General features: G+C 58.9%; 22 protein-coding genes and 1 tRNA gene. 13 read left to right on the top strand and 10 right to left on the bottom strand.

What is annotated here, in order from left to right; all coding sequences use genetic code 11:
• Nucleotides 1-91: 91 nt before the first annotated feature.
• Nucleotides 92-1,312, bottom strand: coding sequence for a ubiquinone biosynthesis hydroxylase (locus tag ACZ5IL_RS01185; protein ID WP_464594661.1), 1,221 nt, complete (start codon nucleotides 1,310-1,312; stop codon nucleotides 92-94).
• Between the two features lie 166 nt (nucleotides 1,313-1,478).
• Between ACZ5IL_RS01185 and tesB the strand changes: the two genes are divergently transcribed.
• The 5 genes from tesB (at nucleotide 1,479) to ACZ5IL_RS01160 (ending at nucleotide 6,543) form a co-directional block, all read left to right on the top strand.
• Nucleotides 1,479-2,339: an acyl-CoA thioesterase II gene (gene tesB / locus ACZ5IL_RS01180; RefSeq protein WP_464594660.1), complete on the top strand. Its 861-nt coding sequence runs from the start codon at nucleotides 1,479-1,481 to the stop codon at nucleotides 2,337-2,339.
• A 283-nt stretch (nucleotides 2,340-2,622) separates the two neighbouring features.
• The gene (locus ACZ5IL_RS01175) at nucleotides 2,623-2,961 is read left to right on the top strand and encodes a P-II family nitrogen regulator (protein ID WP_425907325.1); all 339 of its coding nucleotides are present in this window, start codon (nucleotides 2,623-2,625) and stop codon (nucleotides 2,959-2,961) included.
• A 168-nt stretch (nucleotides 2,962-3,129) separates the two neighbouring features.
• The gene (locus ACZ5IL_RS01170) at nucleotides 3,130-4,446 is read left to right on the top strand and encodes an ammonium transporter (protein WP_464594659.1); all 1,317 of its coding nucleotides are present in this window, start codon (nucleotides 3,130-3,132) and stop codon (nucleotides 4,444-4,446) included.
• A 371-nt stretch (nucleotides 4,447-4,817) separates the two neighbouring features.
• Complete coding sequence (locus tag ACZ5IL_RS01165) at nucleotides 4,818-5,156, top strand: P-II family nitrogen regulator (RefSeq protein ID WP_464594658.1); 339 nt, start codon at nucleotides 4,818-4,820, stop codon at nucleotides 5,154-5,156.
• Between the two features lie 37 nt (nucleotides 5,157-5,193).
• Nucleotides 5,194-6,543 (top strand): ammonium transporter, encoded by a 1,350-nt coding sequence (locus tag ACZ5IL_RS01160; RefSeq protein WP_464594656.1) that lies wholly within the window; start codon nucleotides 5,194-5,196, stop codon nucleotides 6,541-6,543.
• Nucleotides 6,544-6,655: 112 nt separating this feature from the next.
• On the opposite strand, the gene ACZ5IL_RS01155 is transcribed toward ACZ5IL_RS01160, so the two are convergent.
• The 3 genes from ACZ5IL_RS01155 to ACZ5IL_RS01145 all read right to left on the bottom strand — a co-directional run bounded on the left by ACZ5IL_RS01155 (nucleotide 6,656) and on the right by ACZ5IL_RS01145 (nucleotide 8,822).
• On the bottom strand, nucleotides 6,656-6,856 hold the full coding sequence (locus tag ACZ5IL_RS01155) for a Trm112 family protein (RefSeq protein ID WP_079445127.1): 201 nt from the start codon (nucleotides 6,854-6,856) through the stop codon (nucleotides 6,656-6,658).
• A 141-nt stretch (nucleotides 6,857-6,997) separates the two neighbouring features.
• On the bottom strand, nucleotides 6,998-7,672 hold the full coding sequence (locus ACZ5IL_RS01150) for an LON peptidase substrate-binding domain-containing protein (protein WP_079445126.1): 675 nt from the start codon (nucleotides 7,670-7,672) through the stop codon (nucleotides 6,998-7,000).
• 214 nt (nucleotides 7,673-7,886) lie between these two features.
• The gene (locus tag ACZ5IL_RS01145) at nucleotides 7,887-8,822 is read right to left on the bottom strand and encodes a tetratricopeptide repeat protein (protein WP_464594655.1); all 936 of its coding nucleotides are present in this window, start codon (nucleotides 8,820-8,822) and stop codon (nucleotides 7,887-7,889) included.
• 284 nt (nucleotides 8,823-9,106) lie between these two features.
• Here ACZ5IL_RS01145 and ACZ5IL_RS01140 point away from each other — a divergent pair.
• The 7 genes from ACZ5IL_RS01140 (at nucleotide 9,107) to ACZ5IL_RS01110 (ending at nucleotide 17,441) form a co-directional block, all read left to right on the top strand.
• A tRNA-Gly gene (locus ACZ5IL_RS01140) sits at nucleotides 9,107-9,181 on the top strand.
• A 604-nt stretch (nucleotides 9,182-9,785) separates the two neighbouring features.
• The gene (locus tag ACZ5IL_RS01135) at nucleotides 9,786-10,328 is read left to right on the top strand and encodes a restriction endonuclease subunit S (RefSeq protein WP_464594653.1); all 543 of its coding nucleotides are present in this window, start codon (nucleotides 9,786-9,788) and stop codon (nucleotides 10,326-10,328) included.
• 89 nt (nucleotides 10,329-10,417) lie between these two features.
• A complete protein-coding gene (locus tag ACZ5IL_RS01130) occupies nucleotides 10,418-10,714 on the top strand; it encodes a hypothetical protein (protein WP_464594652.1) in 297 nt (98 codons plus the stop codon).
• 85 nt (nucleotides 10,715-10,799) lie between these two features.
• The gene (locus ACZ5IL_RS01125; RefSeq protein WP_464594650.1) at nucleotides 10,800-12,350 is read left to right on the top strand and encodes a type I restriction-modification system subunit M; all 1,551 of its coding nucleotides are present in this window, start codon (nucleotides 10,800-10,802) and stop codon (nucleotides 12,348-12,350) included.
• Entirely contained in the window at nucleotides 12,343-13,536 is a 1,194-nt protein-coding gene (locus ACZ5IL_RS01120) for a restriction endonuclease subunit S (protein ID WP_464594648.1), read from the top strand. The genes ACZ5IL_RS01125 and ACZ5IL_RS01120 overlap by 8 nt, the downstream gene beginning before the upstream one ends.
• On the top strand, nucleotides 13,533-16,733 hold the full coding sequence (locus tag ACZ5IL_RS01115; protein WP_464594646.1) for a type I restriction endonuclease subunit R: 3,201 nt from the start codon (nucleotides 13,533-13,535) through the stop codon (nucleotides 16,731-16,733). The genes ACZ5IL_RS01120 and ACZ5IL_RS01115 overlap by 4 nt, the downstream gene beginning before the upstream one ends.
• A gap of 3 nt (nucleotides 16,734-16,736) precedes the next feature.
• A complete protein-coding gene (locus ACZ5IL_RS01110) occupies nucleotides 16,737-17,441 on the top strand; it encodes a M48 family metallopeptidase (RefSeq protein WP_464594644.1) in 705 nt (234 codons plus the stop codon).
• Between the two features lie 330 nt (nucleotides 17,442-17,771).
• Here the strand turns inward: ACZ5IL_RS01110 and ACZ5IL_RS01105 are convergent, their stop codons facing one another.
• The 6 genes from ACZ5IL_RS01105 to ACZ5IL_RS01080 all read right to left on the bottom strand — a co-directional run bounded on the left by ACZ5IL_RS01105 (nucleotide 17,772) and on the right by ACZ5IL_RS01080 (nucleotide 24,902).
• On the bottom strand, nucleotides 17,772-19,064 hold the full coding sequence (locus tag ACZ5IL_RS01105; RefSeq protein WP_464594643.1) for a hypothetical protein: 1,293 nt from the start codon (nucleotides 19,062-19,064) through the stop codon (nucleotides 17,772-17,774).
• 619 nt (nucleotides 19,065-19,683) lie between these two features.
• Nucleotides 19,684-21,936, bottom strand: coding sequence for a VapE domain-containing protein (locus ACZ5IL_RS01100; protein WP_464594642.1), 2,253 nt, complete (start codon nucleotides 21,934-21,936; stop codon nucleotides 19,684-19,686).
• 127 nt (nucleotides 21,937-22,063) lie between these two features.
• Entirely contained in the window at nucleotides 22,064-22,321 is a 258-nt protein-coding gene (locus ACZ5IL_RS01095; protein ID WP_464594641.1) for a helix-turn-helix transcriptional regulator, read from the bottom strand.
• Between the two features lie 47 nt (nucleotides 22,322-22,368).
• Entirely contained in the window at nucleotides 22,369-23,019 is a 651-nt protein-coding gene (locus tag ACZ5IL_RS01090; RefSeq protein ID WP_464594640.1) for a hypothetical protein, read from the bottom strand.
• Nucleotides 23,012-24,286, bottom strand: a complete 1,275-nt coding sequence (locus ACZ5IL_RS01085; protein WP_464594638.1) for a tyrosine-type recombinase/integrase — start codon at nucleotides 24,284-24,286, stop codon at nucleotides 23,012-23,014. Before ACZ5IL_RS01085 ends, ACZ5IL_RS01090 begins: the two co-directional genes overlap by 8 nt.
• A 118-nt stretch (nucleotides 24,287-24,404) precedes the next feature.
• On the bottom strand, nucleotides 24,405-24,902 hold the full coding sequence (locus ACZ5IL_RS01080; RefSeq protein WP_464594637.1) for a hypothetical protein: 498 nt from the start codon (nucleotides 24,900-24,902) through the stop codon (nucleotides 24,405-24,407).
• A 138-nt stretch (nucleotides 24,903-25,040) separates the two neighbouring features.
• Here ACZ5IL_RS01080 and ACZ5IL_RS01075 point away from each other — a divergent pair, with 138 nt between their 5' ends.
• A complete protein-coding gene (locus tag ACZ5IL_RS01075) occupies nucleotides 25,041-26,729 on the top strand; it encodes a PAS domain-containing protein (protein ID WP_464594636.1) in 1,689 nt (562 codons plus the stop codon).
• Nucleotides 26,730-26,899: the final 170 nt, after the last annotated feature.

The following is a 26,899-nucleotide window of genomic DNA, read 5'->3' as shown; positions in this document are numbered from 1 at the left end:
CCGTGTACCGCGACCGGATTTGTTTCCCGAAATAACAAATACCGAGGAACGAGGTCCCCCAGCGTCTGCGGGAGACCACCGACTTGCCGCCCTACAGCGCCTCGCCCTTCAACAGCCGTGGCACCTCGCCGGTCAGGCCCGCCGCCTGCCGGATGAACGCATTCTTCAAAGGCGGCATACGGTCGACCAGACCGAGGCCGATGTCGCGCATGCCGCGCAGCAGCGCCGATTCGTTCGAGAACAAAACATTGAGCGTGTTGGTGGCGAAGCCCATCGCCATGGTGTCGAAGCGCCGCCAGCGCTGATAGCGCTCGAGCACATCGGCCTGCCCCGGATTGATGCCGAGCCTGACAGCGTCGACTATGGTTTCCGCCAGCGCGGCGACATCCTTCAGTCCGAGGTTGAGGCCCTGACCCGCGATCGGGTGAATCACATGCGCCGCGTCGCCGACCAGCGCCAGCCGTTCGGCGATGAAAGAGCGCGCGACGAAATAATGAAGCGGAAATGCGCGCGGCTTGTCGAGCGCCTTGATCTCGCCGAGGTGCAGGCCGAAGTGCTGCTCCAGCTCGGCATGAAATTCTTCTTCGGCAAGCGCGACGATGCGTGCGGCATCCGCTCGCTTCTCGGTCCACACCAGCGACGAGCGCTTGCCCGTCAGCGGCAGGATCGCGAACGGCCCGGCGGGGAGAAAATGTTCTTCGGCGCGGCCCTGATGATCGCGCTCGTGGCCGACGGTGACGACGATGCCGGACTGGTCGTACTCCCAGCCGTGGGTGGCGATTCCGGCGCGTTCGCGCAGCCTTGAACGCGCACCGTCGGCCGCCACCAGAAGGCTCGCGTCAATCGTCGAGCCGTCGGCCAGCGAGACCATGACTCCGCCCGGGCGCACGTCGTTTCCCGTCACCGCGGTCGCGCGCAACTCGACGCCTGCCGCTTCCGCGCGAGACGCGAGCGCCTCGATCAGATAACGATTCTCGACCATGTGCGCGAACGGTTCGCCCGGCTCGACCTCGCCGGTAAACGTCAGAAATGTCGGGCGGGTGGCGTCCTCGAGCTTGGAATCCGTGACCACCATATCGAGGATCGGCTGCGCGGTGCCGGCGACCTCGTTCCAGACCCCGAGCGTCTCGAACAGGCGGCGGCAGGCGGCAACGATCGCGGTGGCGCGCGGATCGCGGCTCGGCCGGTTCGCCAGCGCCGGATCGGCGACCACGATCGGAACCCCGGCGCCCAGCCCCTGGCGCAGCGCCAGCGCCAGCGCCAGTCCCGCGAAAGCGCCGCCGCAGATGACAATGCTCTGTTGTGTCGTCATGGTACGCCTTGCTTCTGTGCCGCCGCAGTATAGCCGGGCGAAACCGGTTTCCAAACGTTGCTTCTTTAGCGACCACTTGGCCCGTGTCGTCGTTCCAGGACGCTGGAGGCCGCGAACCCGGGATTAACGGTATGACAACGCATGAGTTCATGATGAAGGCGTCGCGATGTCCAAAAGTCTGATCGATCTGATCGCGATCCTTGATCTGGAGCCGATCGAGGAAAACCTGTTCCGGGGCAACAGCCCGAAGACGGGCTGGCAGCGGGTATTCGGCGGGCAGGTGATCGCGCAGGCGATGGTAGCGGCCTGCCGCACCGTCGAAGGCCGCCTGCCGCATTCGCTGCATTGCTATTTCATTCTACCGGGCGACCCCGAGATCCCGATCATCTATCAAGTGGAGCGGTTGCGCGACGGCAAGAGCTACTCGACGCGGCGCGTCACCGCGATCCAGCATGGCCGCGCCATCTTCTCGCTCATGGTCTCGTTCCATGCGGAAGAGGAAGGCGCCTTCAATCATCAGGACCGGATGCCCGACGTGCCGCCGCCGGAGAGCCTCTCGCCGGAGGAATTCGTCAAGCAGCCGATGTTCAAGGAAGTGCCCGAGTTCATCCGCCGTTACTATGAATCGGACCGGCCGATCGAACTGCGCCCGGTCGAACTCAACCGCTACTTCGGCGAGAAGATCGAGGACGGCCGTGTCCATGTCTGGATCCGCACCGCGTCGAGTCTGCCCGACGACCCGGCGCTGCACATGTGTGCGCTGGCCTATGCGTCGGATTTCGCTCTGCTGGATGCGGTGATGGCGCGCTATGGCCGCACGCTGTTCGACAAGCATATGATGGCCGCATCGCTCGATCATGCCATGTGGTTTCACCGCCCGTTCCGCGCCGACGAGTGGCTGCTCTATGCGCAGGATTCGCCGAGCGCCCAGAACGGCCGTGGTCTCGCCCGCGGCCTGATCTTCAGGCAGGACGGCACGCTGGTCGCGTCCGTGGTGCAGGAAGGCTCGGTGCGCGAGCGGCGCTAGAGCGGTGTCAGCGCATTTCCCGAGGCAAAAACCACAGACGGTTCGGCATGAATTTCCCCAAGCCGCCATCGGCCTTGCCGGCGGACCTCCGTTAGTCGCAACGACGCGAACCTGGTTCAGGCGAAAAACCGGCCCGTTCTGTGCCGAGGTCTCTACACTGTGACAAACCCTCGGCATGTTTTTCGTCCGGGCTGCAAGTTTTTTGTGCGAGTTGCACGGAAAGATGCCAGACTCAATCGTGCGAAGTCAGCTAACGTATTGTCCATTGAGCGGAAGCGTCATCATGAAATTCGTCGTCGCCGTTATTAAACCTTTCAAGCTCGACGAGGTCCGCCAAGCGCTGACCGCGATCGGGGTGCATGGCATGACCGTGACCGAGGTCAAAGGCTACGGCCGCCAGAAGGGCCATACCGAGATCTATCGCGGCGCCGAATACGTCGTAAACTTCCTGCCTAAGCTACGGATCGAGGTCGCGGTGTCGTCGGAGCTTGCGGACAAAGCGGTGGAGGTCATCACCGCGGCCGCGCGCACCGGCCAGATCGGCGACGGCAAGATCTTCGTGATTCCGATCGATCACGCCCTGCGCATCCGCACCGGCGAGACCGACGGTGACGCGCTCTGACGATGTTGAACGCGTTACCCCGGATACTGCGCTGCTGAGCCGGGGCCGTAACGAAGATAGGGCTTGAGACAGTCCCGGCTCTGCGGAACAGTGTGAAGAACGCTGCGTCGCCTCCGGGACATAAGTCTTGTTTGAGCAAATAAGAGAAGCGAAGACCGAGGAACGACAATGGGGGCACTTTCGCGTTGGGCAGCACGCGCTGCGACGACGGTCTTTGCAATTGCAATTTTGGCAACAACAGGCACACCGAGCCTCGCGGCCAGCGATGCTCCGACGGTGAACGCCGCCGATACCGCATGGATGATCGTCGCCACGGCCTTCGTGCTGATGATGACGATCCCGGGGCTGGCGTTGTTCTATTCGGGAATGGTGCGCAAAAAGAACGTGCTGGCGACGATGGCGCAAAGTCTCGCAGCGGTTGCGGTGATTTCGATTCTGTGGGTGGCGTTCGGTTACTCGCTGGCGTTCACAGGCGACGGGCCGTGGCTGGGATCGTTCGGCCGCATGTTTCTGGCCGGTATGAGCATGGACGCCGTCAATCCTGCGGCAAAGACCATCCCCGAAGCGCTGTTCATGCTTTACCAGATGACCTTCGCGATCATCACCGTGGCGCTGGTGGCGGGCTCGGTGGCAGACCGGATGCGCTTCTCAGCCTATCTGCTGTTTTCGATCGGCTGGTTTATCTTTGTCTACATTCCGCTTGCGCATTGGGTGTGGGGCGGCGGCTTCCTCGGCGCTGCCGGCGTGCAGGATTTCGCGGGCGGGCTGGTGGTGCATCTCAGCGCCGGCGTAGGGGGGCTGGTCGCGGCGAAAGTCCTCGGTAGCCGTCACGGCTATGGTTCGGACAATTTGTCGCCCTACGATTTGTCCCTCGCTGTGATGGGCACGGGGCTTTTGTGGGTCGGCTGGTTCGGATTCAACGGTGGCTCCGCGCTGGCTGCGAATTCGCGCGCGGTGATGGCGATTATCGCCACGCATCTCGCCGCCTGCGCGGGCGCGCTGACATGGGTAGCCATCGAGTGGGCGACGCGGCGCAAGCCCTCCGTACTCGGCATGATCTCGGGCGCGGTTGCGGGTCTCGGCACGATCACGCCGGCCTCCGGCTTTGTCACGCCCCTGCAAGGCATCGTCATCGGAATCGTTGCCGGCCTGATCTGCTACTGGGCCTGCACTAGCCTCAAGCATCGCTTCCGCTATGACGATTCGCTCGACGTATTCGGCGTCCACGGCATTGGCGGAATGACCGGGACCCTGCTGCTCGGGGTGTTCGCGACCTCGTCGATCGGCGGCGTGCCCGGCCTGCTCGAAGGCAACCCGCGCCAGTTGCTGCTGCAGTTCTATGGCGTGGCCGTCACCCTGCTCTGGTCAGGTGCGGTGACTTACGGCCTCCTCAAGCTGGTCGGCGCTTTCGTGGCGCTACGGGTCTCCCGCGAGAACGAGCTGGAAGGACTCGACATTTCCCAGCACGGCGAGGCGCTGCAATAGCTGCATGACGACTTCGATATGACGGCGTTTTCCTTGGCCCGGTTCTGGTTTCAGAACCGGGCTTTTTCTGATCGGTACCGGTGTTTCGAACCTCTCGAACGCACTCCTGATGCCTTCCCCTTGAGCAAAACATCCTGAAATCCGGATGCTGCCTTTCTTTTGAGCAGATGTGGTCAGGCTTTGAGCGGAGCGTTCCGCCCGATGTCGCACCGCGTGGCAGCCGAGCCAAAAAGCCTTGAATTCACAGGTCGTTAAGCAATTGGGCCGGTTTGGCACAGCATTTGATTCCCTGGTTGCGGCTGCGCCTGCGCCGCGACCTTCCCGGCGCGGAGCCCGGCATGTTGCAGCCGGGCCCAGGGGGAGCCGGACACATGAAAATCGTTATGGCGATCATCAAGCCCTTCAAGCTCGAAGAGGTTCGCGATGCCCTGACCGCGATCGGCGTGCACGGTCTGACGGTGACGGAAGTCAAGGGATACGGCCGCCAGAAAGGCCATACGGAAATCTATCGCGGCGCCGAATACACCGTGAGCTTTCTGCCGAAGATCAAGGTCGAGGTCGCGGTCAATTCCGGCCTGGTCGATGCGGTCGTCGAAACCATCGCCTCGGTGGCGCGAACCGACAGGATCGGCGACGGCAAGATCTTCGTCATCAATCTCGAGCATGCGGTTCGCATCCGCACCGGCGATCTCGATGCCGCTGCGATCTGATTTCGCGCTCATCCTTCCTCAATCAGGAGTAAAGCACATGACGTTCGAACGCCCGGCCCGCGCGGGACTGGCCATCGCGGCGATACTCGCCGCAGCCGGCCTTGCGGGATTTGCCGACGTCGCGTTTGCCCAGAGCGCCGCAGCGGTCGCCCCTGCCGCGCCACCGCCGCCCAAACTGGATTCGGGCGACACCGCGTGGATGCTGACCTCCACCGCGCTCGTGCTGATGATGACGATCCCCGGCCTCGCACTGTTCTACGGCGGCATGGTGCGCAAGAAGAATGTGCTCGCCACGGTGATGCAGAGTTTCGCCATCACCTGCCTCGCCACCGTGCTCTGGATGGTGATCGGCTATAGCTGGGCCTTCACCGAGGGTACGAACCTTCTCGGCGGCGCCTCGCGCATGCTGCTGATGGGCATGGGCACGGACTCCATCGCCGCCGCCGCGCCGACGATCCCGGAATCGGTGTTCATGTGCTTCCAGATGACGTTCGCGATCATCACGCCAGCGCTGATCTGCGGCGCGATCGCGGATCGGATGAAGTTCTCGGCGATGATGTGGTTCATGGGCCTGTGGTCGCTATTGGTCTATGCGCCGGTCGCGCACTGGGTCTGGGGCGGCGGATTCCTCGGCGGTCTCGGCGTGCTGGACTTCGCCGGCGGCACCGTGGTCCATATCAACGCCGGCGTCGCGGGCCTCGTCTGCGCGCTGGTGCTCGGCAAGCGCAAGGGTTACGGCAGCGAGAACATGGCGCCGCATAACCTGGTGCTGACCATGATCGGCGCGTCGCTCTTGTGGGTCGGCTGGTTCGGTTTCAACGCCGGTTCGGCGGTGACGGCGGGCGGACAGGCCGGCATGGCGATGGCGGTGACCCAGATCGCAACCGCCGCCGCGGCGCTGGCCTGGATGGTCGTCGAGTGGGGCTTGCGCGGCAAGCCGAGCGCGCTCGGCATCTGCTCCGGCGCGGTCGGCGGTCTCGTCGCCATCACCCCGGCCTCCGGCTTCGTCGATCCGTGCGGCGCGCTGGTCATCGGCGCCGTCGCCGGCATCGGCTGCTACTGGGGCGCCACCGGCCTCAAGCACATGATGGGCTATGACGACAGCCTCGACGCCTTCGGCGTCCACGGCGTCGGCGGCATCATCGGCGCGCTGCTCACCGGCGTGTTCGCCCGCACCGCCATCAACAAGGCCGGCACGGGCCTGATCGACGGCAACGCCCATCAGGTGATCGTCCAGATCTACGGCATCCTCGCCACGATCGTGTACGACGCCATCGTCACCCTGATCATCCTGCTTGCCATCAAGGCGGTGATCGGTCTGCGGGTCAGCGGCGAGAACGAACGCGAAGGTCTCGACATCAGCCAGCACGGCGAGATGGTGCAATGACGCGAGAGCACGGCTGCGGCGCTCCGAGTGGCGTCGCCGCCGTCAGGACGATGCCTCTTCCGATGAGAAATGAAGAGCCAGGCGGCGTGCATCATCCTCGCTCGATATACCCTCACTCGATCTTCCTGGCCTCTTCCGGCAGCATGATCGGAATGCCGTCGCGGATCGGGTAGGCTAGTCTCGCCGAGCGCGAAATCAGTTCCTGCCGTTTGCCGTCGAATTCCAGCGGTCCCTTGGTGACCGGGCAGACCAGAATCTCCAGAAGCTTTGGATCGACGGTATCTTCGGGACGATCGGAGGGGGGCGGCGTCATGCGGGTCTCTTCAAAGGATCAAGTCGGGCGGGTGGGTTCATGTGGGTTGTGGTTGAATCTGACATTCGCTTGCCGAGTTTGCCGCACGTCGGTGGCGAATGTCCAATCCACTCCACTCCACCAGTTGAGACGCTTCGTTAGCTACTGCAATCCGGGGTCGCCGCTGGTGCGTTTTTTTGCGAGGTCCATTTCGGTCACCGCGATCAAGATTTCCGCGCGCGTTTTAAGGTCGGTTGCCTCCAGCATCGCCTGCTTTTCCAACGGGCCATAGGGCGACATCATCGCCAGCGCGTTGACCAGTGCCTCGTTCGGGGCGTTTTCGATGTCGCTCCAGTCTACCTTCAAGTCGTTGACCTTGAGAAAATCGTTCAGCACCTCGAGCAGCCGTTTGCGGTCGACGGCGTCCTCGCCTTTGCGTGCGGTCAGATCATCGGCGTAAGCAAAGAAATCGACCTTGCACTGGCGATAGGGCGTCAACACCGTCGGCTCTTCCACGACCTTGAAACGCGAGACGCCGGTGAGCTCGAGGATATAACGGCCGTCGCCGGATTCGGCGAACTGCGTGATGCGCCCGACGCAGCCGACATGGAACAGCTCCGGCTTGTCCTCGCTCGCAGAATGGGCGATGTCGGGCTGGATCATGCCGATCAAGCGATGGCCGTCCCGGAGCGCGTCGTCGACCATTGCGAGATAGCGCATTTCGAAGATGTTGAGCGGCATTTGGCCGCGCGGCAGCAGCAGTGCGCCGGGCAGCGGGAACACTGGTATCACTTCGGGAAGGTCACCGGGTCCGCGGTATTCGGCATTGATGGGCATGAACGAGTCCGGTGCTAGCGCGTATTCCGCAAAAGTGGATACCGGTTTTGCGATGAGAATAAGCGCAAGTTATTAAAGTGAGAGCATTTTCTAACGTCTAACCGGATTCCACTTAGCCGGAAAATGTTCTCACGGGCAAAGCTTGTAGCGGTCTTTCCCTGTCTTACATTCGCAGGCCGTTCGCTGAACGGACGCAAATGTGAGACCGGACCGCTTAAGAAAACAGGATCGTCGACAGGCGTTTGCGTCCCTCGACGGTGGCTTCGTCCGCGGCGCCCCACGCTTCGAAGAATTGCACGAGCTGCCTGCGGGCGGCATCATCGTTCCATTTGCGGTCGCGCCTGACGATTTCCAGCAGGTGATCGGTGGCCTCGCTGCGTTGGCCACCAGCGTTCAGCGCGGTAGCCAGATCGAATCGCGCCTGATGATCGAGCGGGTTGGTCGCAACCTTCTGCTCGAGTTCGACGACCGGACCGAGTGAACTCGCCTGTTCGGCGAGGTCGATCATGGCCTGCACGGTTGTCACGGCGGCGTCGCCGCGCTTCGTTTCCGGCACCAGCGCGAGTGTTTGCTTGGCTTTGTCGATCGCGCCGGTGGTCGCATAGCAACGCGCAAGTCCGGCGATCGCCGGAAGATTGGCGGCGTCGATACCGAGAACCTCGGCATAGACCTCGGCCGCCGTGGTCGGATCGCCTGCGGCGAGCGCGGCTTCTGCCTCTTGCAAGATTTCTTCGATATTCGGAGTGCCGGGCGCCGCTCCCGCGCCTTGCGTCAGCTTGTCGATGAAGCTCTTGATCTGGCTCTCGGGCACAACGCCCATGAAGAAGTCGACCGGTCGCCCACCGGTAAAAGCGAACACCGCCGGAATCGACTGATTACCGGTTTGTGCCGCAAGCTGCTGAAAAATGGCAGGATGCTGGTCGATATTCATCTTCGCCAGCTTGACCTTGCCGGCGGCGGCGCGCACCGCCTTTTCCAGGATCGGGGTCAATTGGCGGCATGGTCCACACCACGGCGCCCAGAAATCGACCAGCACCGGCTGGCGCATCGATTCCTCGACGACATCCTTCATGAAGGTCTGGGTCGTCGTCTCGTTGATCAGATCCGACGCCTGCGGTGGCGGCTCGCTGCCGTGCTCGACTATGGTCACGTGATCCTCGCCTGATGTCCCCGGAAGGAGCGGTCTGCGCCGTCCCAAAGTTCGCATATCCTTAGCTAGCACGATCCGGGCCCATAAATTGGTCCCTGCGCGGAAATATTGCAATTGGCGGGCGGAGCATCGTTCCGTCCCGGAATGGCTCCGGTATCGCGGCTGCCATCCAGCATGGAGGGGACTTAGGGCAGACGACGTCATATCTGGCTGTTGCATTCGCGCGCCGCATTTGGCATAGCTCTGCCCTTCGGCGGTCGATGATTGGCTGCCTGTTTTCGGATGCGGGTGTAGCTCAGGGGTAGAGCACGACCTTGCCAAGGTCGGGGTCGAGGGTTCGAATCCCTTCGCCCGCTCCAAATTGGCTCGATAAAACTGTTAGTTACGAAAAGCCGCCGAAGGGCGGCTGTTTTATTTTTGGGCCGGGGGAGTGCAGGGGGGAGCGAGCCCACCGAGCTAAACCCCATCGCGGCACCCCGACGCCTGCAGGTAGAGGAGATGGTCCTCCCAGATTTTGGAGATGCGCTCCGCATTGATCGTTGCTTCCCGGCGGAAGCGTTTGCTTTCAATAGTTCGCTCGCCCTGATGCCCGGAAGTAGATCGCGACCAGCAGCAGCGCGAAAGCCCCCGAGCTGCCAGCGGTGGTCCACGGCCGCGAGGGCAAAAAGAAGGTCAGTCGATTCAATTGAGTTCCAACAATTCGGCGTTGAGGCTCGTCACTGATCGCACCACCTTCGTTTTGCCGCGGGCGCGGGCGTGGGATCGATAATCGATCTCTCCTCGGGTTGAGTCCACCTGACCAACCCTCAACCCCCTTCGGAAAGTTTTCAGGAAAGATCCTACTTCAGATATATTTGACAGAACGGATGAATCGCGATAGTAGCGAGCGGCACATTGATATTGCCGAAAGGCTGTACTGTTTTGAAAACATCAATAGCTAGCATCGCGAGCGTCCGCTCCGGAATGGCCTTCCGGGAAGCTATCCGCCACGTCGAGGGTGCTCCCATCGCCGTCGTCCAATCCGGTGACATCACTCCGGACGGCCTCGTCCATCCTTTAAATTTGCTACGAGTTTCCGCTTTGCCGGTTCAGGGCGAGCTTCCGGTCCTGGTAGCCGGGGAAGTGCTGCTTCAGTCGCGCGGCCAAAGCCACCGAGCTGGGGTCGTGCCGTCCCACAAGGCGCCGATGGTTGCTAGCGCGAGCGTGCTCGTCATCACCCCAAGCGCTGTCGTGTGTCCGGCCTATCTCGCGCATTATCTCAACGATCCAGTTACCCAGGTCGATCTGCGTGCGCGCGCAACTGGCGCCACCATTGCCAATCTGAAGAAAAGTGAACTTGAGCAAGTGGAAGTGCTCGTACCGTCATTGGAGGATCAGAAGAAGATCGTCGCGCTGGGAGAAACCTTGCGCCAACAATCGCGGATCGAAGCTCGACTCGCCGAACTTCGCCGCATCCAGCTTCGCGCACTCCTTGAGGAGAGGGCGGAGAGGAACCGAGGACGTTAGCTCGTACTCGGTTCCTTCACCGGTCTGGTTAGGCGTTAGCGCGCCCCCAGGCCATGTCCTAGGACTGCTAAGACAGGAAGTATCTATAGATGGCAATCACGATCGGCAACTACACGTTCGACGGCAGCTATTCGTCACCCATCCATCTGTCCGACCGATCCGGCGTTTACGCCGTGCTCGGAGCCACGATGAACGGCAAGAAGGTCGTAGACATCGGCGAGTCGGGCTGGATCCGGACCCGGGTTCAGGCACACGACCGCGCTCAGGCATGGGCGCGGCAAGGGCTGTTGCTCTCTTATGCTGCACTCTACTGTGATGAGACCTCGCGCATGCGGATCGAGCGCGAATTGCGGGCTCGGTACCGTCCGCCTTGTGGGGACCGCTGAGAAAACCACCACGACTCTGGCAGGGGCGATGCGTGACATGCGCCCCTCGCCACTCAGATGTCGGGTCAAATGAGAGGAAAATCGCGTGACCGACAAGACTACTCAAGCGGAGAAAACCTCAATGGACGACATTAAACGTGTCGCGTGGGCGGCCTGTAATACTTTCCGCGGGTTGATCGACCCAGCCGAGTACAAAGATTACATCCTAATCATGCTGTTCCTGAAATTCATTTCGGATGTTTGGAAGCAGCATCTCGACGACAACCGTCGCGATCTCAAGGGTGACGAAGTCCGCGTGCAGCGACGCATGCAACGCGAGCGCTTCGTCATGCCCGAGGGCTCGACCTTCGATGAACTCTATGCTGCGCGCGACGCGAACAACATCGGCGAGCGCGTCGACATCGCTCTGGAAGCGATTGAGAGCACGAACAAGGCGAAACTCGGCGGTGTGTTCCGCAATGTGAGCTTCAACTCGGCTACTAAGCTCGGCGAGACGAAAGATCGGAATCGCCGCATCAAGAACCTGCTCGAAGACTTCGCCAAGCTCGATCTCCGGCCGGGCCATGTCGTCGAGGATGAGGCCATTGGTGAAGCCTATATCTACCTCATCGAGCGCTTCGCCTCCGAGGCCGGGAAAAAGGCGGGTGAATTCTACACGCCTTTGCAGGTGAGCCGTCTTCTCGCAAAGCTGGTGGCGCCGAAGCCGGGAGAGCGGATCTGCGATCCAGCATGCGGCTCGGGCTCGCTCCTGATCGAGACGGCTTACGAGATCGGTAGCAAGGACTTCGCCCTATTTGGGCAGGAGGTGAACGGCGGCACGCACGCGCTCGCCAAGCTCAACATGTTCCTGCACGACATCGACGGTGCGCGGGTCGAATGGGGCAATACCCTCAACAACCCCCTGCTGATCGAGGACGACCGGCTCTCGGTGTTCGATGTCGTGGTGGCCAATCCCCCTTTTTCTCTGAAAAAGTGGGGCGGTGATGAGAAGACGGAGGACGGCAAGCCGAAACCCGATCGCTTCAATCGCTGGCATCGCGGACTTCCGCCTCCAAGCACGGCGGACTGGGCGTTCATCACCCACATGATCGAGACGGCGAAGCCGAAGTTCGGCCGCGTCGCGGTTGTTGTCCCTCACGGCGTGATGTTCCGCAGCGGTTCAGAGGGCAAGATCCGCGAGGCAGTGATCCGCGAAAACTTGCTCGATGCAGTAATCGGCCTACCGCCGAATCTGTTCCAGTCGACCGCGATCCCAGTCGCAGTACTTGTGTTCGACCGGCGTCGTGAGAAGGGCGGCGCTCGTGCCGAGACGACCGACGTGCTGTTCATCGACGCTAGCCGCGACTTCAAGCAGGCCAAGACGCAGAACATCCTGGAGGCCGCGGATACAGCCCGGATTATCGACACGTTCAAGGCGCGCAAGGACGTCGAAAAGTACGCGCGCGTCGTGCCAGCGACCGAGATCGCAGAGAACGGCTTTAACCTCAATATTCCGCGCTACGTCGACGCCTTCGAGGTCGAAGCCGAGATCGATGTGGAAGCGCTGCGGACGGAGATTGAGAAGCTCGAAGCTGAGCTAGTCGAAATCAAGAAGCGCATGGCGGGCTACCTTAAGGGGCTTGGCGCTGATGCGTAGGCAATATCGAACGATGCGGCTTGAGGAATTGTGCGATCTTATCAATGGCAACGGCTTCAAGCCCGAACAGTGGCGAAGTCAGGGTCTTCCGATAATCCGAATTCAAAACCTCAATGGGTCGACCGACTTCAACTACTACGACGGGCCGGTTCGTGACAGGTGGATCGTGAAACCGGGCGTCATCCTCTTCGCTTGGGCCGGGGTAAAGGGCGTCTCCTTTGGGCCATGCATTTGGCCCGGCCCGAAAGGCGTGCTTAACCAGCACATCTTCCGAGTAGAGCCCAAGGAAGAAGTCGACCTCTACTGGCTCTACGGAGCCCTAAGACTTGTCACTTCGCGGATTGAGGCGAAGGCGCATGGCTTCAAAGCAAGCCTGCTTCATGTTCAGAGAGGGGAGGTCACAGATCAGATCATTGATGTGCCTGCGCTTGATGAGCAACGCCGTATCGGCCAACTCTTGCGCACCTGGGATGAGGCCATCGAGGAGATCGATCGACTAATCGTTGCAAAGAATGCTGCGCGTAGTGCCATCCACAGAGCTATCATCGGGAGTGGGCACGGAGCCTACAAGCGCCCGGACTTTCTCGCGCTGTCCGATCTTTCAAGCCGGGTACGCACGCCGGACGACGGTGGTGGCCATCCTGTGCTGACAATCTCGGGCAAGGCAGGATTTCTTAGACAGGACGAGAAGTACGGCCGCTTCATGGCCGGAAAAAGCGTGGAAGACTACACCCTTTTGAAGCGCGGAGAGTTCTCCTACAACAAGGGCAACTCAAAGACATATCCCCAAGGATGCGTCTATAGGCTCGACGACGAAAGCGGTCTGGTTCCGCATGTCTACGTGTCCTTCCGCTTGACCAAAGCCAGTCTGGATTCTGACTATTTCGCGCATCTCTGCCGGTCAGGCTTCCTGAACCATCAACTGTATCGATTAATCAACTCGGGCGTCCGCAACAACGGCCTGCTGAATATCACCGCGGAGGAGTTCTTCACGTGCCGGATTCCCGTTCCGCCACTCGATAAGCAGATTACTATCGCCCGGATTTGCGACGGCGCTGACCGAGAGATTGTCATTCTCGAACAGCAGCGGGACGCGCTTGCCAAGCAAAAGCACGGCTTGATTCAGAAATTGCTCACCGGGGAGTGGTCGGTGAAAATAGCCCAGCCGCGGGAGGCTGCTGAGTGAGCACCTTCCGCGACGGCGAAGTACATAACTCCCAGTTGTCTGTCCTCCATTTGCTCCAAATGATGAGTCCGGGCTGGACGCTGCTAACCAAGGCCGAAGTGGACCGCGAGCGAAGGAGCCGACCCGGCAATGTGCTGCTGGAGGACGTTCTCGCCGCTCAGCTCGCCAAGCTGAACCGGATCGAGCAAGATGGCTGCTTCCACCCCTTTTCCGAGGCCAACATTCGTACGGCGATCGAGCGGCTGCGCACGCCGGAGCCGCTCGGGCTGATGACACTAAACGAGAAAACGACCGACCTCCTGCAACTCGGTACGTCGCTCGACCAGACGATCGAAGGCGTCAATCGCGGCCGCTCGCTTCGCTACATCGACTGGGACGAGCCTGCTAACAACGCCTTCCACGCCGTTGCCGAGCTCGATATCGAGAAGAATGACAGTCACGAAACCCGCCGTCCCGATATCGTGCTGTTCGTCAATGGCATCCCGCTCGCGGTTATCGAATGTAAGGCGCCACATGTAGAGCTTAGCGCCGGCGTCGGCCAAATGATCACCTACCAACGCGCGGATGAGATCCCGCATCTTTTCCGCAGCGTACAACTCGTTCTGGCCGCGAAGCCGGCGCAGGCCAAATACGCAACCGTCGGTACAGCCGCAAAATTCTGGGCCGTATGGAAAGAACAGGAGTTTGACGATAAAGCGGTTGGCCAACTCGTAAATGCTCCGCTCAATGCTGAGCAGACCCGACGTACCTTTGGCGGCGGTTTCGCCGAAGAACAGGCGCCCTTCGAGGCACGGCGCGACGAGGGGCGTATTGTCACAGAACAGGATAGCCTCATCTATGCTCTCTGCCGTCCCGATCGGCTCTTGGACCTCGCCCGCCGGTTCACATTGTTCGATCTCGGCATCAAGAAAGTTGCGCGCTATCAACAGTTCTTCGCTGTTCGCAAGATCATGGATCGCGTGAAGGCCGGTCGTGACGAGGACGGAGCTCGGCGCGGCGGTGTCGTTTGGCACACTCAGGGCTCGGGCAAATCGCTCACGATGGTCATGCTCGCTAAGGCCCTGGGCCTCGACCGCGCGATCACGAACCGCCGCATTGTTCTGGTAACGGACCGCATCGATCTTGATGACCAGTTACGGGACACGTTCAAGGCCTGCGGCGCCGACGTGATCCAGGCGAAAACCGGATCGCACCTGCTCGACCTTATCGCGCGCGACAAAGCTGCGATCATCTCAACTGTCATTAACAAATTTGAAGCCGCGATCGCGAAGCGGGACTTTAAGGACGGGTCGACTGAGGTCTTCCTGCTCGTCGATGAAAGCCATCGTGGCCAGTACGGCGAGATGCACACGCGCATGAAGCGCGTCTTCCCGCGCGCATGCTACATCGGCTTCACCGGCACGCCACTGATGAAGGCGGAGAAGAGCACGGCTGCGCGTTTCGGCGGCATCATCGACGCCTACACCATCGATCAGGCGGTCGAGGACGAGGCCGTTCTGCCGCTAATCTATGAAGGCAGGCAAGTTGCTCAGGAGGTCAACAAGACCGGGATCGACACGTGGTTCGAGCGGGTCACCCGCGAATTGCCGGATCAGCAACGCACCGACTTGAAGCGCAAATTGGCCCGCTACAGCGAGATCGCCCAAGGCGATCAGACCATCTCCGCGGTCGCCTACGACATCGCCGAGCACTTCGTGAAGTTTTGGAAAGGGACGCGCTGGAAAGCCCAATTTGCCGTCCGATCACGCGCCGCTGCTGTTAAATATTACGAGATCTTCAACGAGATGGGAAACATCTCCGCCGAGGTTATCATGTCTGCTCCCGACGACCGGTCGACGGGCGACGATCCCGCCGAGGAGGTTACCGAGCCAGTTGTCCGATTTTGGAAAACCATGATGGCTAAGTACGGCGGGGAGGAGGAGTACAACCGCCAGATCACTGAGGGGTTCAAAAAGCGAGAGGTGCCTGAGCTTTTGATTGTGGTATCAAAGTTGCTGACCGGTTTCGACGCCCCCGTAGACACGGTGCTCTACATCGACAAGCCACTGACCGGGCACAATCTGCTCCAGGCCATCGCTCGCGTGAACCGCGTCGAGGAGGACAAGGAGTATGGATACATCGTTGACTATGCCGGCGTGTTGGGCGAGCTGGACGTGGCGATGCGTACCTACTCCGCGCTCGCCGAGTTCGAGCCCGACGACCTCGACGTCGGGCATGCGATCGTCGATGTGCAGGCTCGGATCGCCGAGCTTCCCCAGGCGCATGCAAACCTTGTGAACCACTTCAAGGGCGTCGATAAGGTGCGTGACGAGGAAGCCTACGAGGTTTTCCTGGCCGACGAGGCGCTGCGCAAGGAGTTCTACGAGCTGCTCGCCGAATTCGCCCGACTGTTGGCAACCGCACTCGCTGCGTCCGACTGGGCGAACGATCCCAAGAACGAGCCTCAGGCTCGGCTCTACAAGGACGATTTGCGCCGCTATCAGAAGCTACGTACGGCCGTCCGCAACCGTTACCGGGAGGCGATCGACTTCGAGCAGTACGAGTCCCGCATTCGCAAGCTGCTCGATACCCACATTAGCGCCGATGCCGTCGAGGTGGTCACAGAGGCTGTCAACATCTTCGACACGGCGGCGTTCGACAGGGCTGTGGCTGAGCAAACGACGCCAGCTTCGAAGGCCGATCTGATCGCCAGTCAGACTAAGCGCACGATCACCGAACGAATGGAGGAAGACCCCGTCTTCTTCAAGAAGATTTCCGATCTCATCGCCGAGGCTATCGCCGAGCACCGAGCGAAGCGCCTAAGCAATAACGAATACCTCTCTAGGATAAGAGAGGCTGCCGAGCAGGTCCGTCGACCTAAGCATGACGACGTACCCGCGGAGGTAAGAATCGACGAGCATGCGATCGCTGTGTTCAATTTTCTCGACAATGCGATGGGAAGGATCGCCGGACCGCAGGGCGGCAGCAACGTCCGGCCCGCACTTGCCGCTGCGGCACTGGAACTGGTATCGATCGTTAAGACCGTGAAGGTGGTCAACTGGATCGAAAACGTGGACGTTCAGAACGCCATGAGAAATCGCATGGACGATTATTTCTTCGACATTATCCGCGACCAGCACGGGATCGATTTAGTGCCGGAGCAGATTGACGCGATCGTCGATGGCGTGCTCAAGGTCGCGCGGGCGCGAATGGCCTGACCGATGCGTGGATCGATTGCCTATGCCGGCCAGAGCATCGACTACTACGCGCGACACTCGGAACGAAGGACGCTTGCAATCTCTGTCCATCCAGACGGCGTGGTCGAAGTTATTGCGCCGGTGGGCACCGACAAACGGGCTATCGAGCAACGCTTGCTGCGCCGCGCGGGATGGGTACTGCGGCAACACCGTTATTTCGAGCAGTTTCTGCCGCGAACGCCTGAGCGACAGTACGTCGGCGGTGAGACACACCTTTACCTCGGTCGGCAATACCGATTGAAGGTCAAGAGCGGAGACGAAGACAAGGTCCGTCTAACGTGCGGCTATTTCCGCGTCACGGTCGCAGGCGAGCCGTCACGCGAGCGCGTCCGCACTCTCCTGGCAGGCTGGTACCGCGAGCACGCGGAAAGCAAGATGCGCGAACGCTTTGAGGCAATCAGGAAACGCTTCTCGCGAAAGCTGTCCCGGACACCCATAATTGCAATTCGGCCCATGCGGCGGCGTTGGGGCAGCTACAGCAGCAAAGGCCGCATCACGCTCAACTGCGACCTCATCCGCGCGCCCTTGCACTGTATCGACTATGTTATTGTCCACGAGCTGGCCCATAGCCGTCATTCGAATCACGGCCGCGCTTTCTTTGACCTGCTCAGCCAAATGATGCCCGACTGGGAGAGGCGCAAACTTGTCCTAGAACGCATGCTGTCTTGAATAAGATTGTGCTTCGAAATTCATAACCTACCGTTTTTGAGCGTTCGTGCCATCACGTTGTACCCAAGACGCATTGGGTCGAATGAATCAAATATTCGCACTGAATTTGTGCGGATCGCTACCGACTACCCGACGGCTTCCGCTTTCGCGACGCGACGCCCTTTGTAGCCTTAGCGGAGGTGCGCGATTTTTTATTTGCTACGGACTCCGCTGACCGTCGCGGTGCGGAGGCAGCGTTTTTAACGCCCTCCTTTCCCTGATTTTTTCAAAGCGCAGCGGCGCGAGCCGTGCGGCTCGGCTGCGGTGACGATGTACCGGCGGTAGTTGAGGCTATGACATGTGCGGAGGATACGTCCGCTCCGAAAAGCCGGGCTCCGCGTAGTCGGTATAAGGGCCTTTGTATCCGATTAGCGCGAAAACGATGTGATACATCAGCGCGGTCACATGAAAGACTTGGTCGGTCAGGCGCTGGTAGTCCGCTTGCGATAGATCGCCGCTGCGCTTGCTCGGATGGACTCCGCTATTGCGAAGCTTTTGCCAATCTTTCACGAGCGCGGGCAATGTGCCGCCCCTTCCGGCAAGTTCATTCATCCGATCATGGGCGCGAATGGTTGTAAGGCCGTTCACCATTCCGGCGATACGCGGTGCGAAAGCTTTGTGATCGGGGCTGCCCGATACCTGGTCGTTGATGAAATCTTGCAGGGCTTTCAATCTCGTGTTCAAGTTTGGATCGAGTTGTTTGGGAAGAAGTCCGGCTAGGCCTTCTACCGCGACCCCAAGCCCGATCGCCCATGCGTCGAGGGCGTTCGCGCTTGCCTCACACGCATTGTGCAAATGGTTCGAGCAGGTGTGCCAGTAGGGCTCCGATCCGGTCAGTACATACGCCAGATAGCATTCAAATAGCTGCCACGAATTTCCGTTAAAGGCCGCGCTGCCCCGCGATATCGGCGGCATCAAACGGGTGCGATGAGAGGAGTGCGATCGGGAATACAGTATGAGATGGTTGCGGCTTTCGACAACGCGGCAGCTCACAGATTTGGCGAGGAGGAAGCGCATGGCCTCCTCGACCTTCATCTCAAAATTCTCGGGAAACGCGGTCTCCGAGCGAACTTCGATCGTGAAGCTATCGTCCTTCTTGTGAACATCGAAATCGAAGCTGCACGCCACAAACTTGGCTCGGTCAATCAGGCAGGGAATATCCGCTTTGCCGAAATAATGCATCCGTATTCCGCGGCGCTTATTGCTTCGTTGACCGCGTTCACACGCCCCGACAGCCGCATTGACGACTGGATTGGAGTTAGAGGCTAGCCAGCGGCATTGCGGCAAGAGATTCTGTGCGGACCATACCGATCCGTCGATGGATGTGCCGGTTAGTGTGAAATAGTCACTGTCCTTGTAGAGGGTGCCCTGCTTGATGCTTCCCATAGTGTTGAAGTCGGAAGCGAAATCCGTGTTTTTTGTTTCTCCCGCGTAGAGCGTGAGCGTGAGGGCGTCGTCCTCTGTTTGCCGGATGTAACCTGTTCCGCGGTACTGAATTGGGTTGGTGGCCGTGTTCTGGATCAGCACGAGGTCGATGAAATCGACCTGCAATTTTCCAGCCTGAAACGTCTCGATCTCGTTCATCAATGGTCGCCGCCTCTCGACTTCTACTTTCGTCGTTCTCCCGACGGTACATGGTAGCGGTTCTGACCCCGCAGCCTGCTATTGTCCGAACGCCGTCGCTAGCAAGATGCAGCATTTGTAAAGGCGGCATTTCTTAATCTCAGCAGCCTAACCTCGAGAAGGTGACGATCGACTCAGCGAAGCGATTGGGTTTCTGAAAAAAATAGGGGCAACCTGACGCTTGGGGGAGCGGAGGGGGAAGAACTACTAAACAGGTCGAACATACCCTAACGCGCAAGCAACGTTTCTCATTTTCGCAACCGACCCGAGCCCCTCGCGCGCGCGCGATAGGACCGTAAATAGCCCAAATGATACAACCCGACCCGCTTGCCGTTCCCGGTGACGTTCCTGGACCGAGGAACGCCTAAGCGAAGCTAAACGTGCCATTTTCAAAGCGTTCCTTCCCGTTCCCCCGATTTAGAATCTAGCAGAAAAAAAGCGCTTCGACGCGGTCGAGAAAAGCTCTAGTCAGGCGATTGGCGCGGAACGGGAGAACGACCTCAAAAAGTTCTGCGATTTTCACGCTTTACTGCGTGCCCTCCCTGCCGAAACGGGGGAACGGTCATTATTGAGGGGAACGTCAAAACGGAACGGGCTCCCCTTCGCAAAACGCATCTATGCCGACATCCGTGTTCGAGCGCACGATTATTCGCTTCGGATGTTTGTCATTACCCCTAACGTAAGCCCACTCGGGATTAGTCCCCCCAAACCTGAGCTTTTTGCGCTTCCAGCCGAGGGAGCGCATTGCTTCACCCAACCGAGCGTTTAGTTCCTGGGTTCGATGCCCAGTTGGAATGCCGAGGATGGACCAAGCATCTTCGGCCTTTATCTTTCCTTCAAGGCCGCGCAAGACTGCACCAAAGGTCTCGGCGAAGGGGTCATCTACCTTTCGCGCTTCCTGATGTTCCGCCGCGCATGCCCATAGCGCAGGGTCTAATCTAATGCTGACACCGCTAGCTTCTCGTTTCGCTGCTTCCGCCCAAAGCTGATCTCGATCGCGACGAAGCGCTTCCAGATCAAAGCCTGCGATTCTAACAGGCCAGAAGCGTCGGTTACCGGTGCCGTCTCTTAAGTACTGATCGCTATTTGTGGTGCCAACAATAACACATTGGCGAGGAACCTCGACCACCAGGCGGGCATACGCCAATCGCGCGCTGTCTGATTGCCGAGATAGAAAGGCTTTCAGATGCTCGACTTGCCCGTTGCGCATTCCCTTTAATTCTGCCGCTTCGGCAATCCAGCGACCCGCTAGCCTTTCGATTACCACCTTGCTTTCTACATTCAAAGGAAGATCATCGGTAAACCAATCGTCCTCTACGGCCATGATCCGAAGGGCTGAGGATTTGTTCGTCCCTTGGCTGCTCTCAAGTACGACCATCTCGTCGAACTTGCAGCCGGGCCGCTTCACCCGACGGACCGCGGCTACGAGCAACAACGCGCCAACAGCGCGTGTGTACTCGTTATCCTCTGCTCCCCCATATACTGAAAGCCAATTATCGAGCCGGGGCTGTTCATCCCAAGACAACGCATGGAGATAGTCATGCACCGGATGAAAAGGTGTCGCGCGTGCTGCATCGGCAACGACATCGATGAAGAAGTCCTTATTGGGCCGAAAGCCAAAACGCTCCTCAATGAGCAGCCATAGGCGAACCACTGCAGCCTCATCCAAACGCGGGCCTTGGCCTAGCAATCCGTCAATTAGGAGCTTGTCCCGAAAAATGTCGCGTCGGACGGATACGCCAAGTTTGTGCAGAGCCAATCGGATATTGTGCTGATTGCTGAGTACCTTGTTTGACTCGCCGACTTGAAACTCTGCTTCATCAAGCAGAACCTTCTGGTGAGCATTTGCGATTTGCCGTTTGGCGTACTTCTCTGCAGCATGCTGCTGGCCTAACACGCTTTCAGAAATTTTCCATTTCGGGTCTGTAATGACCGAGTAAATGATCTCATTAGGCACACCACAGCGAACCAGATTGCACGTGACATCAAACAACCATCCCGATCGGCTGTTGTCCTTTCCGGCTGGTTTTGGCTCGTCTGGGTGCTGTCCATTGACTATAATAACTTTTATCCGATCGGGTACCTTCCATTGATCAAGATCGCTTACTCGATCGAGACGCGCAGCGTTCGTATCCACCTCGGCCAAACGCACAGCAACTGTTGTCGGCGAAGCGGCTTCCGCGGGCGCGAACTGTGAAAGATGATATACGTGTTGCGGATCAAAACTGATCAGCTGCGCCAGCGCGGCTTCACGACCCTTTATCCGTTTACGTTCGTCGGGCAAGTTCACCGTGCCCGGCAGTCGCATGATCCGATCCACGTTATGGCAATGGTCGCCGCCGAAAATCCGCTCAAGCTGAAGGTTCCACAGCTTGGCTTGCTCCGCCAATTCGAGGTCTCCTCCAATGTGAAACGGGTCCGCTAGCCGCCAGAATGCTTGATATCCACCCCCCGAGAATATCAGTGCTGTCGGTGGCGGAACTCCGTCCGGAAGCTTGTTCATGAACAAGGCTCTGCAGCGAAGGCGTTCGCTGGCCAAATCTTCCCCAACTCGGGGATCGATATCGACGTGAAGCCAAGCCAGTTCTTTGATGTCCCGCCGTTCCGCTTTCTTGTTAAGCGGCCGGATAGGTGGGTTTACCTCAAAATAGAGGTTGCGATTACCGTTGAACTCAGCGAGCCAACGCCCAAGTTCCGCAATATTCGATGGATCAAACGTTGCGGTGTTAATTCTTTTGGTGTCGGGATGAATGGCCGTAACAACCCACGGTCCTAGCGGCGCCCACGTGCGCAGGAAGTCAACTGCAGCCATATTGTCTGGCTGAATGTTCATGGCCAAACTCCCGCTCGGCGGAAGACAACCCAGGGACCCCAGGCGTTGTTTGACGGAAAAAGGTTGAACACGGGCATGCGCGATTTTGCAAATACTCTGCGTAGGCCGACTGTCGCTGCAGGTCTTTTCACGACACGGCGCCGCGGTCGCGCCTCGAGCCAAGCGCCTTGTGAGCCTTAATCGTTCGCGCGTCGTTTCCGTCGTTGCGGCTAGCGACCTTGGCCGACATCCATGCATCAACCTCCGACTCAAGGAACGCGACCTTTTGAGGTCCCAAGGCAATCGAACGAGGAAACGTTTCTGCTTTCATGCGCTCGTAAATTTCGGTTTTCGACAAGCATGATCTGTCAACAACCTGCTTCATGCTGAGAAAACGATCGGCCATCTGCAACCTCCGAACTGCTTCGGTTCAGATGGTGCCAGATCGGGCAGCTAGATTTTTGGGGGCTTATTTCGTCTCATGTGGTCGTGAACGCTCGCGGCGTTGGATATCCCGTAACCGCGGTCCAGCCACTGCGCTATGAGAATGAGAAGTCTCGCAGAGGGGTTGCAATATTCGAACTGATAGGGAAGTTCGACCTCGTAACCGAAGCTCGGATTGAAGGCTCCGAGTCTGGCAACGTTTATCCACCAATGGCAAATCTCGTAGTAGACGGAATGGAGCGGCTTGATCGGAGGTAAACCCTTTCGGTCGGGGTGACGCGTTTTCCGGCGATTGGTGCCAGGATTTTTGGCATCGCGCGCGTAGTGGCGCTCCCAGTATTCGCTCCAGTCTTCGAGGCCGGCCCCTGTCAACGCTCCATAGTCAAACGGAGATTCATCCTCTTCTGTTTTAGGCCAATTTTCTTCCAAGCTCCTTTTTGGCTTGTTGGGATCGGCTCGTGCATCAAAATCGTCTTTTGCTACCTGGAAGGTGTCAGCGACATCTTCAAGCAATGAAACGAGCGACGATAGATGCTCTGATAAATCCTTTCCTCTGCCAAACTTCAGTCCGTTCGGCTTTCTAGTGGGTTCCTGCAATCGCAGAGCAAGGTACGCGGCAAATTCTTGAAGCTCTTTACGCTCGCTTTCTGCTTCATTCATTCACGACCTGCATGAGATGTTTGGCATAGGCAGCTAAGGCTGTCCTCTTTTCTTCCAGATAGTCGTGCTTGTTGTAGGTCTTCTGCAAGCCTAGTTTAGCATGCCCGAGAACGGCATCACGGACTTCTTGGTTGAAGCCCAAATTTGCCAACCGCGTTTCACAGGTGACACGAAAGTCGTGAATGCGGTAACGAGTTAACTGCGCACCGGGATCATTCTGCCGCATGGCGGTGAGCACGTACTCATCCAAGCGCGCTTTCGTCTTTGAAAAACCTGAAACGGGCGCCTTCCCGTCACGTGACGACAGAACATAGTATTCACCCTCGCCCCATGACGGGAGTGAGTTGAAAATCGACCAAACTTCGTCAGACAGCGGCACGATGTGATCGCGACGACCCTTGTATCGCCGCTTAGGCACTTCGAATATGCGTTGCTCACTGTCGATCTCGGACCGCGATGCGTTGGCCCATTCGTTGCGGCGCTGTCCTGTCAGCATAAGTAAGCGATACAGCGCGCCAAACGGATAACCTAAGGCGTGAGTTGAACTCCAAATGAACCTGAGCTCTGTGTCAGACAAGGCTCGTCCGGCCTCCTCGTTTGTTTCGAGGTCGCCGCGCTTCAGCCCATGCACTGGGCTATCCTGAATTATTTCCCGGTCTACGGCCCAATTGAAGAAGCGAGACAGATGCTTTCGGACCTCTCGCGCAGTGCCCTTCCGGCCACGTTCGATCAACCCGTCCAGTAACTCGTGAATATCGGAACGACGGATGTCGGTCAGCGGCGTATCCGACCATTCCTGCAACACATGACGCCGCAACACCCCATCCACATTGGCCCAGGCCCGCACATTGGGCTTAATCTCCAGGTCAATGAATCGCCGGAAGACGGCATCGAATGTGTTGGCGTGCCGGATCAGGTTCTTTTCACGCCGCTCGTGACGAGGGTCGCGACCTTCTGTTGCAGCCTGAATGATCCGGCGAGCTTGGTCCCGAGCGTCCTTCAAGCCGAGAAGCGGTATGCTTCCCAGGGTTATTCGATGCTGTTTGCCAGCTAGCAATCGACCTTTGAGGCTTACCCCGCCTTCGCCGGGCACCCGGTAGATGACGCTGAAGGACTTCACACCACGCGGCGTAACCCGGAGTAGCAACCCAGGGCAAACTTCGTCCTCTATCTCCATTCGACCGCTCGGCGGTGCCGCGTTGCTATCGTACAGCAGGCGTTCGATACCCTGCTCAGTGAATCGCTTCCTGTTGCGCAAATCCGCCATCCAAACCTCCTGCTGGGGGAGCGTCCGGGGAGTTCGATCGCAGGATTTCCACGCGAACTCGCCCGAACTATCTGGAAGGAATCATATAGCAAAATCAAATGGTTGAGCTCTCAATTACTTACTCGTCGCTACCAGCCCGTTCAGTTTCGCCTGACCTTGCCAAGGTCGGGGTCGAGGGTTCGAATCCCTTCGCCCGCTCCAATTTTCCTGTGTCCGCGTTCCAGTTGGCCCTCGGCAACAGGCTAACGGAACATGCCAGACCATAGGCGACAATCCCGTGCGGAACGGATTTGTCGCTGGTCCAGATGGTTCTTTGTTCCAGCTCGAAGTGTTCGAAATTGCAGCGCACCATGCTGACGGCCTGCGGGGGCGTCTTTGATGGCGTTCTGACCGCATGAGTCTGGACGAGACTCATGCGACTCAATGCATACCGAGGCCGCCGCAGGCGTCGGTTATGAATGTCGTACTTCTTCAGGAAACGGCCGCTGCCATCGCGGTGCAACAAAGGCGGATAACCTTCGCCGGCTGCTTCGTCGCCGATACCAGGGGAAGCGTTAGCCGTTGAAAAAACTAAGAAAAATTGAAAGTCCGGGCGGCTGACGAAGCTCTCTGACACCGAAGAGTTGCGGGTATGCCTTCGCGATCCAGGCCGATTAACCTCGTTTTAACCGATTCCATTCATCATCAGGTTACCAAGCTTCGCCCGCGAGTCGTGAGCTTTGGTAGTCTTGGATCTAACTCCTGGGGAGGATCAATGTTTTTCTTCAAAAAATGGTCGATCGCGAAAGAAAATGCCGCGAAAGCCGCAGCGATCAGCAAGTCTCAAGCCGTCATCGAGCTCGGTATTGATGGAACCGTCATCACGGCTAACGAGAAGTTTCTCAGCATACTCGGTTACACGCTGGCGGAGGTTCGCGGAAAGCACCACGGCATGTTCGTGGAGACCGACGAACGGTCCGGCGCCGCATACCGCGACTTCTGGGCCAGGTTGAATAAGGGCGAGACCCAATCGGCCGAGTACAAACGCATCGACAATCACGGCCGGGAAGTCTGGGTTCAGGCGTCCTATATTCCGGTGCTGGATTCGAGGGGGAATCCGACAAAAGTTATCGCGCTCGCGTCCGATATCACCGCGAAAAGAATCAAGAATCTGGAAAACGCGGGTCAGGTTTCCGCCATCGAACGCGCGCAGGGAGTGGTTGAATTCAAATTGGACGGCACGATCATTACCGCGAACAGAAACTTCCTTAACGCGATGGGCTTCGCCCTTAGCGAAGTGCAGGGGAAGCATGATGGCATGTTCGTGGAGCTGTCGGAGCGGTCAGGTGCAGCCTATCGCGAACTCTGGGCCAAGCTCAATCGCGGCGAGACTCAATCGGCCGAGTACAGGCGGTTTGGTAAAGGCGGGAGAGAAGTCTGGATTCTCGCGACTTACAATCCGATCGTGGACGAGACCGGAAAGCCGTTCAAGGTTGTCGCGTTCACGACTGACGTCACCAAACAGAAATTGAAGGCGGCTGAGCTGGAGGGCCAGGTCACGGCCATCGGAAAGTCGCAGGCCGTCGCCGAATTCGGAATGGATGGAAAGATCGTTACCGCGAACGATAACTTCCTGAAAGCGTTTGGCTACTCTCTCCTCAACGAGGTCCAGGGCAATCACCATCACATGTTCGTGGAGGCCGGCGAACGATCCAGCGCCGCCTATCGCGAATTCTGGGCCAAGCTCAATCGCGGCGAGTCTCAGTCAGCCGAGTATCAGCGTATCGGCAAGAACGGCAAGATCGTCTGGTTGCAGGCTTCTTATAATCCGGTGCTGGATTCGAGGGGCAAGCCCACGAAGGTTATTGAAGTCGCGACCGATATCACCGCCAGGAAGCTTGAGGCGTTGGAAAATGCGGATCAGCTTGCCGCCATTGAACGCGCCCAGGCAATGGCTGCATTCAAACCGGACGGTACGATTATCGCCGCCAACGACAAGTTCCTGAAGGCGATGGGTTACACCCTCGGCGACGTTCGTGGCAAGAATGACGGCATCTTCGTGGAGGCTTCGGAGCGTGCAGGTTCTGCCTATCGCGAATTCTGGGCCAAGCTCAATCGCGGCGAGGCTCAATCGGCCGAATACAAGCGCATCGGGAAGAACGGCAAGGAAGTCTGGATCCGGGCCTCGTACATTCCGGTCCTCGACGCCAAGGGCAAGGCGATTAAGGTCGTCCAATACGCCACGGTGATCGAATCTGACCGTGGTCAAGAGATGGTGCAGGAGGCGCCTGTGTCGTTGGCTGATCAGGCTGAAGCGTCGAGCTTGAGCATGGAGCGGCTGGAGACCCGTCGCAAGAGCGAGAGCGTCGGTCCGTCGCCCCTCGCCCAGTTCCTGACAAGCCTTCGCGCGGGATTTAGCTCCGCGATGGCATCCTCGACGAAAGCTGTCGCCAATTTCTTGTGACGATTGGTTGATCAGAAGAACGATGGGGTTGATGGTCGATGCGATGACCTCGAACCCATCGTGAATGTCACGGGAATGAGTTAGCCGTTGCCAACTTTCCTCCCTCAGTTGGCAAGGCTAACTGGCCGCGATTGAGTTGACGCTAAGAGAAGCGACGCCCGCTGCGGGCG

This window comes from Nitrobacter sp. CN101, assembly GCF_055390255.1.
The sequence above is the reverse complement of the archived record's forward strand: the minus strand, read 5'-3'. Positions and strand labels throughout refer to the sequence as shown.

Coding starts and splice junctions, on each gene's coding strand:
- ACZ5IL_RS01090 (WP_464594640.1), bottom strand. CDS start 23,019: ATGAATGAAGCAGAAAGCGAGCGTAAAGAGCTTCAAGAATTTGCCGCG.
- ACZ5IL_RS01185 (WP_464594661.1), bottom strand. CDS start 1,312: ATGACGACACAACAGAGCATTGTCATCTGCGGCGGCGCTTTCGCGGGA.
- ACZ5IL_RS01160 (WP_464594656.1), top strand. CDS start 5,194: ATGACGTTCGAACGCCCGGCCCGCGCGGGACTGGCCATCGCGGCGATA.
- ACZ5IL_RS01100 (WP_464594642.1), bottom strand. CDS start 21,936: ATGAACATTCAGCCAGACAATATGGCTGCAGTTGACTTCCTGCGCACG.
- ACZ5IL_RS01155 (WP_079445127.1), bottom strand. CDS start 6,856: ATGACGCCGCCCCCCTCCGATCGTCCCGAAGATACCGTCGATCCAAAG.
- ACZ5IL_RS01135 (WP_464594653.1), top strand. CDS start 9,786: ATGGCCTTCCGGGAAGCTATCCGCCACGTCGAGGGTGCTCCCATCGCC.
- ACZ5IL_RS01165 (WP_464594658.1), top strand. CDS start 4,818: ATGAAAATCGTTATGGCGATCATCAAGCCCTTCAAGCTCGAAGAGGTT.
- ACZ5IL_RS01105 (WP_464594643.1), bottom strand. CDS start 19,064: ATGAACGAGATCGAGACGTTTCAGGCTGGAAAATTGCAGGTCGATTTC.
- ACZ5IL_RS01175 (WP_425907325.1), top strand. CDS start 2,623: ATGAAATTCGTCGTCGCCGTTATTAAACCTTTCAAGCTCGACGAGGTC.
- ACZ5IL_RS01085 (WP_464594638.1), bottom strand. CDS start 24,286: ATGGCGGATTTGCGCAACAGGAAGCGATTCACTGAGCAGGGTATCGAA.
- ACZ5IL_RS01075 (WP_464594636.1), top strand. CDS start 25,041: ATGTTTTTCTTCAAAAAATGGTCGATCGCGAAAGAAAATGCCGCGAAA.
- ACZ5IL_RS01110 (WP_464594644.1), top strand. CDS start 16,737: ATGCGTGGATCGATTGCCTATGCCGGCCAGAGCATCGACTACTACGCG.
- ACZ5IL_RS01095 (WP_464594641.1), bottom strand. CDS start 22,321: ATGGCCGATCGTTTTCTCAGCATGAAGCAGGTTGTTGACAGATCATGC.
- ACZ5IL_RS01150 (WP_079445126.1), bottom strand. CDS start 7,672: ATGCCCATCAATGCCGAATACCGCGGACCCGGTGACCTTCCCGAAGTG.
- ACZ5IL_RS01170 (WP_464594659.1), top strand. CDS start 3,130: ATGGGGGCACTTTCGCGTTGGGCAGCACGCGCTGCGACGACGGTCTTT.
- ACZ5IL_RS01120 (WP_464594648.1), top strand. CDS start 12,343: ATGCGTAGGCAATATCGAACGATGCGGCTTGAGGAATTGTGCGATCTT.
- tesB (WP_464594660.1), top strand. CDS start 1,479: ATGTCCAAAAGTCTGATCGATCTGATCGCGATCCTTGATCTGGAGCCG.
- ACZ5IL_RS01130 (WP_464594652.1), top strand. CDS start 10,418: ATGGCAATCACGATCGGCAACTACACGTTCGACGGCAGCTATTCGTCA.